This window comes from Nostoc sp. (assembly GCF_036916735.1).
In the GTDB taxonomy this organism is placed as follows: Bacteria; Cyanobacteriota; Cyanobacteriia; order Cyanobacteriales; family Nostocaceae; genus Nostoc.
This window is the reverse complement of record NZ_JBALFV010000087.1, coordinates 18,417-29,390: the sequence shown is the minus strand read 5'-3', so window position 1 is coordinate 29,390 and position 10,974 is coordinate 18,417. Positions and strand designations below refer to the sequence as shown.

Annotated in this window: 7 protein-coding genes; 3 read left to right on the top strand and 4 right to left on the bottom strand. The window is 42.8% G+C overall.

Annotation, left to right across the window (positions count from 1 at the left end):
- Positions 1-224: 224 nt before the first annotated feature.
- From V7L20_RS19445 to V7L20_RS19430, 4 genes are read right to left on the bottom strand one after another with little or no spacing between them, the layout of a single operon-like run.
- Positions 225-1,313 (bottom strand): ABC transporter ATP-binding protein, encoded by a 1,089-nt coding sequence (locus V7L20_RS19445; protein ID WP_334745661.1) that lies wholly within the window; start codon positions 1,311-1,313, stop codon positions 225-227.
- Positions 1,314-1,329: 16 nt separating this feature from the next.
- Positions 1,330-2,214, bottom strand: a complete 885-nt coding sequence (locus V7L20_RS19440; protein WP_334745660.1) for a carbohydrate ABC transporter permease — start codon at positions 2,212-2,214, stop codon at positions 1,330-1,332.
- Positions 2,215-2,217: 3 nt separating this feature from the next.
- A complete protein-coding gene (locus V7L20_RS19435) occupies positions 2,218-3,129 on the bottom strand; it encodes a carbohydrate ABC transporter permease (protein WP_334745659.1) in 912 nt (303 codons plus the stop codon).
- Positions 3,130-3,169: 40 nt separating this feature from the next.
- Positions 3,170-4,492 (bottom strand): ABC transporter substrate-binding protein, encoded by a 1,323-nt coding sequence (locus tag V7L20_RS19430; protein ID WP_334745658.1) that lies wholly within the window; start codon positions 4,490-4,492, stop codon positions 3,170-3,172.
- 848 nt (positions 4,493-5,340) lie between these two features.
- On the opposite strand from V7L20_RS19430, the gene V7L20_RS19425 reads away from it, so the two are divergent.
- The 3 genes from V7L20_RS19425 to V7L20_RS19415 all read left to right on the top strand — a co-directional run bounded on the left by V7L20_RS19425 (position 5,341) and on the right by V7L20_RS19415 (position 10,932).
- Positions 5,341-8,184 (top strand): DUF3131 domain-containing protein, encoded by a 2,844-nt coding sequence (locus V7L20_RS19425; protein WP_334745657.1) that lies wholly within the window; start codon positions 5,341-5,343, stop codon positions 8,182-8,184.
- A 228-nt stretch (positions 8,185-8,412) separates the two neighbouring features.
- On the top strand, positions 8,413-9,459 hold the full coding sequence (locus tag V7L20_RS19420; RefSeq protein ID WP_334745656.1) for a hypothetical protein: 1,047 nt from the start codon (positions 8,413-8,415) through the stop codon (positions 9,457-9,459).
- Positions 9,460-10,932 carry a DUF3131 domain-containing protein gene (locus V7L20_RS19415; RefSeq protein ID WP_334745655.1) on the top strand — a complete coding sequence of 491 codons (1,473 nt, stop codon included), beginning with the start codon at positions 9,460-9,462 and terminating at the stop codon, positions 10,930-10,932.
- Positions 10,933-10,974 lie beyond the last annotated feature (42 nt).

Sequence of the window (10,974 nt, the reverse complement as noted above, 5' to 3'; positions counted from 1 at the left end):
TGCTTAGGCTTTCAATTAAATTATTACTTCATTACCTCCATGACGGTTTTATCACCCTTTCAGCCTAATTCATCCCGCAAATATGCAACGCCAAACTTTTGGATAATTTATAGAAGTTTTGCAGAGGTCTATTCTCAATAATTCTTTGTCTTCTATACCAAGTCAATTGCTCTTATTCCTTTCAAGACAAGCTTTTTGCTTTTGCGATCGCCGTCGAACTCACGTTAATACATTTGTCTTTTAACAAGAGCATGGCCAGATTGAACATCAAACCAGTGAATATCCTGAGGGGGCAATGCTAATGTAATATCTTCGCCACTCCAATTTTGGTCTGTTGGCAACAAAGCACGTACCGTAATCGCTTCGGTTTGTGAATCCTCAATCTTGACACTAACCAAATAGTGCATACCTAAGTTTTCGACTAAAAACACTTTCCCTTGGATAGTCTGGGTCTCACCTGGTTGAGCAATGCGGACATCTTCTGGGCGGATTCCCAAAACAATCTGCGGTGGTACTGTTGGTATATCAGGGAGAAGTACTTGGAAGTTACCCATGATCGCATATTGTCCCTTACAAGGTAAAGTCAGTAAATTCATTTGCGGACTACCAACAAATCCAGCCACAAATAGATTAGCAGGATGGTTATAAATGCACTCAGGCGGGTCAAGTTGCTGGACATAGCCATCGTTGAGCAATGCAACTTTCGTAGAGAGCGTCATCGCTTCGGTTTGGTCGTGAGTAACGTAGACAACTGGCACTTTTTGTGCAGCAAAAATTTGCTTGATATCGGCTCGGACTTTTTCTCGCAGTAGTGCATCCAGGTTACTTAAAGGTTCATCTAGCAGGTATACATCGGCATTACGCACCAAAGCCCGACCGACAGCAACTCTCTGTCGTTGACCTCCAGACATTTGGCCAGGCTTGCGGTTCATTAACTCTGCTAATCCTAAAACTTCTGCTACTTCTGTCACTCGCTGTTTAATTTCTGTAGGTGGTACTTTTTTCAGCTTGAGTCCAGAAGCGAGGTTTTCGTACACACTCATGTGGGGATAGAGTGCATAGCTTTGAAATACCATTGCAATGTTGCGATCGGCTGCTCGTTTATAAGTGACATCCATCTCCCCAATCTTGATCTGACCACGAGTAGGTTCTTCAAGACCTGCAATCATGCGTAGGACGGTGGATTTACCACAGCCAGAAGGGCCAAGTAAAGTCAGAAACTCATCGTTATCTACAGTTAAACTAACGTCTTTGACAGGGACGACTTTAGGACTGTAGGTTTTATTTAAGTTTTTGAGTTCAAGTTTAGCCATTTTGATTTTTTGATTTTTATCCCTTGACAGCACCAGCAGTAAGACCTTGGACAATCCGGCGCTGGAAAAATAAAACTAATAAAATTAAGGGTAATGTCCCCACAACAGTTGCAGCAGCGATCGGGCCGTAAGGAATTTCATATATTGTCGCACCACCCAACTGAGCCGCAGCAACGGGAATTGTCTTCAACTCTTCACGGGTCATAAATGTGAGAGCGAAAATAAACTCGTTCCAAGCAAAAATAAAGGTGAGGATTCCAGTAGTCACTAAGGCGGGAAGGGTCATGGGTAGCACGATTTGCCATAGTAGTTGAAAAGTGTTATAGCCATCGACCCTGGCGGAATCTTCCAAATCTTTTGGCAATTGTTGGAAAAAGCTTCTCAGTACCAAAATTGTTAGCGGTAAATTGATGGCAGTATAGGGTATAATCAGCGCCAGATAATTGTTACCTAATCTCAGCGCTTGGATAATTTCTAACAGTCCTAAGAACAAGAGAATTCCAGGAAATAAGGTAACAATTAGAACGCTGGCGAGGATAAATCGTTCACCCCAAGGGCGTAACCGTGCGAGGGCATAAGCCGCAGGTGCGCCGATCGCTAAAGATACAACTGTAGAAGTAATCGAGACAAAGGCGCTGTTGAAGATGTAGCGCCAAAATGGGCGACGGGTGAATAACTCAATGTAGTGATTGAAAGTGAATCGTGTGGGAAAATAAACAGTAGGAACGGCGGCAATATCCTCATTGACTTTAAAGGAGGTTAGCAATTGCCATAAGGCTGGGGATAGGCTAAATACTACCACTAATACAACTATTATGGGCAGCAAGATTTTTTGAAGAGAAAACTTGGTTCCCCCTGTTGGTTTTGGAGTCGTTGGAAGTACTTGTGGAGTTACACTCATAGGTTAAATGGCTCCTGATGTTTTGGCACGGTATTTGTTAAGCAAGAAACTAGCGATCGCTACCGCCACAATCAATATTAAAAATGTCACTACTACAAGGGCTGCTCCATAACCAAAATCTAAGTAGCGCATCACCGTAGAATAAATATACAATGACACCAATTCCGTAGCGCCACCAGGGCCACCTCCGGTCATCACAGCAATCAAGTCGAAAATCCCGAAAGCTTGAGCAAACCGAAATAACACTGCAATTAAGATTTGTGGCAGCAGCAGTGGCAGGGTTATATTGCGGAAGCTTTGCCAAGCATTTGCCCCATCGACCGAGTAAGCTTCATAGAGGTCTTGTGATATCGATTGCAACCCAGCTAGCAATAGGATACTGATAAACGGCGTAGTTTTCCAAACATCAGCAAAAACCACTGCTATCATCGCCAGCACTGGATCTCCTAACCAGTTAATCCCAGTCTTAATCAGTCCCAACCGCCGCAGAATATCGTTTACAACCCCAAATTGGTCGTTAAAAATCCAAGACCACGCCAGACCAATCAAAGCAGTAGGCAAAGCCCAAGGGATAATTGCAGTTGTACGCACTATGCCCCGCCCAAAAAACGCCTGATTGAGAACTAAGGCAATCCCTAGTCCTAGCACTAGTTCTGAGATTACTGATGCTGTTGTAAACACCGTAGTCGCCCACAAACTCTGCCAGAAACGACCATCTCCCGCCATCCGCACATAATTGTCCAAACCAGAAAATACAGGTAGTAGTTCTGTTCCCAGATTTCTAGTAAATACGCTTAACCAAAATGCTCGTAAAATCGGGTAGGCAAATACAAACAACAGCAGCAGTAATGCAGGTGTTAGTAATATCCATGCTGTCTGTTGTTCCCGATTTCTGAGTGTATGTAAATTTGTCATTTGTCATTGGGCATTGGGTATTTATCTTTGTTATTCCCCTTCATCTCCCTTGTCCCCCTGCCGCCAGCAATCGGCGCGTTTCAGCAGCAGCAGCTTGCATTGCTCGTTCAGAATTCATCCGATTAGATAACGCGGCGCTAAGATAACGCTGCAAAATATCTGATGTCTGAGCATATTGGGCGATCGGCGGACGTAAAACTGCATTGTCCACGACCTCCAATAATTGCGGATAGTGGGGGTATTTAGCAACAATCTCTGGGTCTGTAAATAAATCCCGGCGACTTGGCACATAGCCTGCACTCAAAATAAATCGGCGCTGTGCTTCCCGACTAGTAAAATACTGAATTGCTTTCCAAGCTTCTTCAGGATGTTGAGAAGATTTAGCAATCCCTAAACCCCAGCCCCCTAAACAAGCCGCTCCCGTCTTACCAGGAGCATGAACCATCGGTTTAATCGCAATTTTGCCCCGGATTGGCGAATTCTCTGCCTGGGCTAAAGGCCATGCATAGGGCCAACTGCGTAAAAACGCTACTTTACCACTTTGAAACAAGCGTCGGGTGTCTTCTTCCTGGTAGGTGGTGACTCCAGGAGGAGAAACGCCTTCCTTAACGGTTCTACGCAGAAACTCAATGGCTTGTAATGTTTGTGGTCGATCTAGTCCAACTTCGAGCGTCTTGGGATTAACCCAGAAGCCACCAAAGCCATCAAGAACTTCCGCAAACATTGCCACAAGTCCTTCATATTGGCGACCCTGCCAAACATAGCCCCAATTCACCTCCTTTTTCTTCTGCAAAACTTGGGAAATTCTAATCAAATCATCAAAGGTTTCTGGGGGTTTCAACCCTGCTTGTTTAATTAAATCTTCCCGGTAGTAGAGCATTCCTACGTCAGAACGCACTGGAATGCGGTATAGCTTGTTTTGGTAACGTCCCCCTTCTACATCCTGTGATGAAAATGCTGCCAACTCTTTTTTAGAAATGCGATCGTCTAAGGGTAGCAACCATCCAGCAGCAGCAAACTTGGATGTCCAGATGACATCCATATTGATCAGGTCATAAGGGGATTGACCTAAGATAAAAGATGAGGTATACAAGTCTTCGAGCAAATTTGTGGCATTGGGCCCTTCAACTAAGTTAATGCGAATATTAGGGTTCTCAGCCTCGAAGTCTCTAATTAAACCTTTCCTCCAAGGTTCGGCATCAGGAGCAGTCATTAATATATTGAGGGTAACTGGTTGCTGCGAGAGTGCTACCCAACTGAAAAATATAATGCTCAAGAGAGTTGCCAGAAAAACCCCTATATGCAAATAACTTTGTTTTTGGATGAATTTTTGCAACTTGTTTATTGGCTTTCGGTACAACATTACTAATGTAGCGATCGCTAGTGGTAATTATTCAGAAATAAAAACATAAATCTAATTCGCAATGGGCAACTCTTGGAGACGCTATCGCGTTAAGCGTTGGCGCAGCCTCTCGTAGAGAAGCTATGCCAAAAGCTTTACGCCCCGCTACACTAACGCAATTAAATTAAACCACGCCACTTGCGGGTAAGGTTTTTACCTACCTTAAGATACTAGGACTTTTTCGCACCAGTTGCGGGCGAGGTTTTAAGCATGAAGCTTTTTTGATAAATTATTTGAAAAAAGATTATTTTATATTATTGTTTATCAAAATTCTTGAGCAATGAACAAGCAAGTCAATAAACTTAATAATTTGTGAAATATTGTTGTCTGGTGGATAAACATCTACGTAAGGGACTTCCAATTAAAAAAATATTCCATCGCTTTGAGGGCAGGGGGCAGGGGGCAGGGGGCTGGGAGCAGGGGGAAAGAAAGTCGTTTAGATGGGCGTGAAATGGGATAATTTATTTTCTGGAAGTCCCTAAGAATTCAGTCTACTGAATACTTGTTGCAACTTAGAAAGAATTGCTTGATTGATGGCATTTTTGCGGTATTTAGTCACAAAAATAAGGGTTGTGGAGTCTGAATCTGCGACTAAAATAACACCCTGAGCATTTTTGTCAATTTTTTATTTCTTTGGTTAAACTGAATTTGCAATTTTCTTAGATTATTGTTTCGAGACACGGAGTGCGAGAAACAAAGTTTCCTTATTACAACCCCCTACTTTTTAAGTATGGGGTTGTTCCCCCTTGCTCCCTGCCCCCTGCCCCCTTGCCTCTTTTTGACGCTCCTAACTCCTTCTTTGGATCATTATGATACACAAACCCCGTCAAAAAAAACTGTTGAGATTGATTGCATTGTTCCTAATTGGGACATTTCTACAATTGTTGTTTTACATCCCGACACCAGTCTTATCCGAAAATTCTAGTAGCTGTAGCAATATTACAGCCCCGCTCACCCCTGAAGAACAAACTTATGCTCGTGCTGCTTGGCAGTATTTTGTCAAAAATTATCAGCCAGCAACGGGATTGACCAATTCTACTGGCGGTTATCCTTCGGGTACACTCTGGGATATGGGGAATTACCTGATGGCGTTAAATGCTGCACGCTGGTTGAATCTTACTGACCAAGCAGATTTTGATTCACGCCTCAACAAGTTTTTGACAACTCTTAACAGCTTAAAGTTATTTGAAGATACTTTGCCCAATAAAGTCTATAACGCAGCCAATGCACAAATGGTTGATTATGGCAATAATCCACTGGAGCGAGGTATTGGTTGGTCTGCTTTGGATGTCGGGCGAATACTTGCTGCGTTTGATGTTATCCGCACCTGTCACCCTCAATATAATGACTGGCTAAAAGGAATTGTAGCAAAGTGGCAAGTGGCGCGATCGCTCAAAGATGGGCAACTTTTTGGTGCTACTGTTCTCCCAGATAACAAAACGCTGCTAGTGCAAGAAGGCCGACTTGGCTACGAAGAATACGGCGCTAGGGGTTATCAACTTTGGGGTTTCTCTGCACCCAAGGCTATTTCTTTAGAACCATTTCAGTTAGTTGAAATCAATGGTGTCAAAATTCCTGTTGATACTCGTGACTTTAAAAGCACCAACGCTAATAATTATGTTGTTAGTGAGTCTTATATCCTTGATGGGATTGAGTTTGGCTTGCAAGGGGAGTTAGCTGATTTTGCTGCCAGGGTTTTAGATGTGCAAAAACGGCGTTATGACGCCACAGGGCAGTTGACTGCTGTCACAGAAGACAATATCGATCAAGCGCCTTATTTTCTCTACAACACAGTCTACGCCAACGGTGCAAACTGGGCAACAATCACGGATGCTAATCAACCTTATCCACAGTTTCGCAGCATCAGCACCAAAGCTGCTTTTGGCTGGCGCTATCTTTTTCCAGATAATGCCTATGCTCAAAAAGTTTTTGATGCAGTCAAGGATCTGCGTAGCCCTGATAATAGTGGTTACTATGCTGGTATCTATGAAGAATCAAAACAACCCAATAAAGCTTTGACAGGTAATACTAATGGGCTGATTTTGGAGATTTTATACTACAAAGCTAAGGGAAATCACCCTTTAATTGCTTCTCGGTCTGCGAGTGTGTCTACTGGCAAGCCTAGTGAAAATGCTTCTCCAGCAACACCTTCAAATCAACCGAATTCTCCTGTTACGACTCCTTCTGCAAATCAACCGACTTCTCATGTTACAACTCCTTCCGCAACCCCTGCGGATACTTCTAAACCTACAGAGGTAGCTGTTGCACCCATTCCACCAGTGGCTAGTCCCCAATCATCATCTAACCTCAAACTAGATCGACCACTGTCAGTAATTGAACGGCGTTATGCAGAGGCGGCTTGGCGATACTTTCAAGCAAATTATCATTCTAAGAGTGGGCTGATAGACGATCGCAGTGATTTCAAAGGTGCAACCCTCTGGGGATTGGGAGATTATCTCGCAGCACTCCATGCAGCGCGATCGCTCGATATAATTACCCCTAAAGAATTTGACCAGCGCACTCGACATCTTTTAGCAGCCTTGACAAAGTTACCATTATTTGCTGGAGAATTGCCGGGTCGGGGTTATGATACGCGATCGCTGCAATCAGTAGATTATGGTGGAAATCCGATTCCAGAAGGCAACGGCTGGTCAGCTTTAGATTTAGGTAGAATGCTGGCAGCGCTTTACAACTTAAAAACCTGTCATCCAGAATACACGGCAGCTGTAGATAAAATTGTGCTGGATTGGTCATACTTGCGTGTGGTACGTGAGGGTATTCTCTCCAGTGCTACAACCACCAAAGATCAAGATGGGCGATCGCTTACCCGCGTTAACCCTGAAACCCGCTTGGGTTATGAGGAATATGCCGCTCGTGCTTTTCAATTATGGGGGTTTAATGTTGATGGTTCTGCTGTTGGGGGTGAATATCAAACTGCTTCAGTAGAGGGAGTGAAAGTTCCAATCCAACGTCGTCGCACGGATACTAAATCGAAAGTTAACCAATACACAGTTAGCAATCCATTTTTACTCTATGCACTGGAGTTTGGACTAGATCCACAAATGCGATCACTCTTTGAACCAATTTTTCAGGCACAAGCTGAACGTTATCATCGCACTGGAACTCTCACAGCCTCAGCCACCACCTTAATTGATCGTAAACCTTACACTGTCCACAGTACAATTACTGGACATGGTGAGTCTTGGGTGGCTTTAGCAGATAACGGTCAACCTGTACCAAAAGGGCGATTGGTAAGTACAGCAGTCGCTTTTGCCTATCATGCCCTGCTTCCAGAAAACAAGTATAGTCAAGAGTTACTGCAAGGAACGACTGACTTATACAATCCATTAGCCGGATTTTATGAGGGTTTCTATGAAGCCACAGGTAAAACGGCAGTTGGTTTTACCAGCAGCACTAACAGTATGATTTTGCAATCCTTGCTGTATGAGGTGATCAATCGACAACCTCTAATTCGTCCGACTACCAGCATGAAATCTCCTTGGTGGCAAGAAGTTACAAAGGGAGATTCTGGGCGAGGTTTACCTGGTGCTGCGACACAACGAACCAGATTAATTTCTGATAGTTCTGGAAGTTACTGGGTTTCACTCAGCAAAAATATTCCGTTAGTAACTGGCACAAAAATCACAGAATAAGTTGAAATGCAATTCACTGTAATTACAAAGCTGTGTTTGTTATTAATCAGTTGTATTTGGGAATACTTGTACATGATGCAGTTACTAGTACAGTAGGGGCAAAAATCAACATACCAATTTAAAATGGCGCAAAAGCTTGGAATACAATTCATTTACCTTTTGAATGCGTGACTTTTGCCTTGCGGTACTAGCTTGAACTTCAAAATCTCTGGTTATTCCTTCAAATCTATGAACAAGGCACGACTGGCGCTAATGATGCTAATTTTACTAGGAAGCATCTTTGCAAGTAAAAATTTAATGGCGATCGCTGATGCCTCAAAGCAACTCGAAAACCGTAAATTAAACCAAACAACTTCCAATCCTCCTGTACTACTGGGACTATACACCCCAGATTACATCGGAACTCAAAGTACAATTGACAGCGAATTGCGCCAGATCGATCAATGGGTTGGTAAGCGCCATTCTATTGCTGGATTTTTCTTTGATATCGAAGACTCAAATCCTGCCTACAACATCCCAGTTTCCCTAGAACAACTCAAGCACAACGGATACACAGCCTTTGTTAATCTTAAATCGACTCGGAGAGCAGCACAGATTGCTAGGGGAGAGGTAGATAGTTCTCTGCAAAAAGTGGCAAAAGCATACTCTGACTGGGCAAAACAAGGGGAGGGTCGTTTTGCGTTTGTTGCTCCGTTGCAAGAGATGAACATTCCTGGAGAAGCATACAGCCAAGACCCACAAAACTTCAAGTTAGCTTATCAACGTATCCAAAAGATATTTAAAGAAGCTGGTGTATCTTCACAGGCAATCCGTTGGGTATTTGCGCCCAATGGTTGGAGTAAAAACAATAAACATCGCTTTGAAAACTACTATCCTGGGGACAAGTCGGTAGATGTCGTTGCCTTTAGTTCGTACAACTGGGGATATTGTAGTAATTCTTCTTGGAAACACTGGAATAGCCCAAAAGAAGTTTTTGAACCATATATCAAGCGGATGAAGGTTATGGCTGGCAGTAAACCGATTTTCATTGCTCAAACAGCTAGTACGAGTAATACGCAAAATGGTTTACAAAACACTGCCAAAGACCAATGGTTACAAGACTCTTACACTCAGTTAGCTGGGATGGGTGTAAGAGCCATTCTTTATTTCAATATTAATAAGGAATGTGATTGGGCAATTAACAGCAATAGCGGCAAATCTGCTGGTTATAAAGACGCGGTAAATAATCCGGCTTTCGGTTATTTATCGCCTGCTGAATTGGCAAAAAAGATATAAATGGCAACAACGGGCATCAAAAGCATGATTTTGCAATCGGTTTTGTACGCAACGACAAATCAACAACCTCTGCGTTGTCCGAGTCTGGTGACGTGGCAATGCTTTCATACCCCATCTACGATCATTGCTGCCCCTGATAACTTTAACTCTAATGTCCAAACACCAACGCCACAAACCCTTCCAGAACCCATTGCTCCTATAGTTACACCACTACCACTAAAACCAACAACTACGCCAGAAAAATCTGCTACTCCTTCACCAACAACTTCTTTTCCACGATTGACTCAAGAAGCGGATAAAATTGCTGCCGGGCGGGCTTGGAAATATTTTGAGCGTAACTGGAATCCCCAAACAGGTTTAGTAAATTCTGTAGATAACTTGCCGTGGACAACTTGGTGGGATCAAGGTAGCGCCTTACTAGGAATTCATGCAGCTTACCAGTTAGGGTTATTGCCGCAAGATGTTTTCCAAAAGCGGATGAACACATTGCTAGAGACGTTAGAAAAACTGCCGCTACCTGTAACTGGTTTGCCCAACAAAGCTTATAGCACCCGTACTGCCGAAATGCGCCAACTCAATGACACCCCCGATCCCAAAGGTACAAGTGGTTGGTCAGCTTTGGATATGGCGAGATTTTTATTAGGATTGCATGTTATGCGATCGCATTATCCAGAATATAGAGATTCGCCCAAAAGCGACAGCTTTGCTTCACGCATTAATCGTATTGTCGCTCGTTGGCATATATCAAAACTTGTCAAAGATGATTGGTTAAATGGTGCTATCCCTAAAGCAGGCAAACTTCTCGAAGTCCAAGAAGGACGATTAGGCTATGAGCAATATGCTGCCCACAGTCTAAGGCTATGGAATATTCAAGCTGCAAATGCTCTTTTTAATCCACCAGTAAAAACGGTTGAAATAGATGGAATTAAACTGCAAATCGACGAGCGTAATTTCAAAAACTCTGGAGCTACTAACTACCTGACGAATGACCCTTATTTACTCTGGGGTTTAGAAATGGGTTGGAATGATGCTGTTAAAACTCAAGTGCAAAACCTTTTTAAAGTGCAACAACAACGGTTTAAACGCACTGGGATTTTAACTGCTGTAAATGAAGATTCTTTAGATCGTCCTCCTTACTTTTTATATTACAGTGTCTACTCCAATGGTCAATTTTGGCAAGCCGTTAATACTACAGGAAAAGCCTATCCCCAACTGCGCTTTATCAGTACAAAAGCTGCATTTTCTTGGTTTGCGCTCATGCCAGATGAGCCTTACACGAAAAGGTTGCGAGACTTTGCTCAAAATCTATCCGATAAAAATCGGGGTTATTTTTCAGGAAAATATGAAAATTCTAAACTAGGTGTTAATGCTTCAGTTGACATTAATACGAATGCGATCATCTTAGAAAGTTTGCTTTATCAAGCTAGAGGCAGACATCCACTATTATTTCAACCTTCAACAATTAAAAATTAAAATCTCAATTTATTAAAATTTTAATTTTTAATCCTCAAATTT

What these genes read in the sequence shown, in the direction of transcription:
- V7L20_RS19445 (WP_334745661.1), bottom strand. Translation starts at nt 1,313, where the DNA reads ATGGCTAAACTTGAACTCAAAAACTTAAATAAAACCTACAGTCCTAAA.
- V7L20_RS19440 (WP_334745660.1), bottom strand. Translation starts at nt 2,214, where the DNA reads ATGAGTGTAACTCCACAAGTACTTCCAACGACTCCAAAACCAACAGGG.
- V7L20_RS19435 (WP_334745659.1), bottom strand. Translation starts at nt 3,129, where the DNA reads ATGACAAATTTACATACACTCAGAAATCGGGAACAACAGACAGCATGG.
- V7L20_RS19430 (WP_334745658.1), bottom strand. Translation starts at nt 4,492, where the DNA reads ATGTTGTACCGAAAGCCAATAAACAAGTTGCAAAAATTCATCCAAAAA.
- V7L20_RS19425 (WP_334745657.1), top strand. Translation starts at nt 5,341, where the DNA reads ATGATACACAAACCCCGTCAAAAAAAACTGTTGAGATTGATTGCATTG.
- V7L20_RS19420 (WP_334745656.1), top strand. Translation starts at nt 8,413, where the DNA reads ATGAACAAGGCACGACTGGCGCTAATGATGCTAATTTTACTAGGAAGC.
- V7L20_RS19415 (WP_334745655.1), top strand. Translation starts at nt 9,460, where the DNA reads ATGGCAACAACGGGCATCAAAAGCATGATTTTGCAATCGGTTTTGTAC.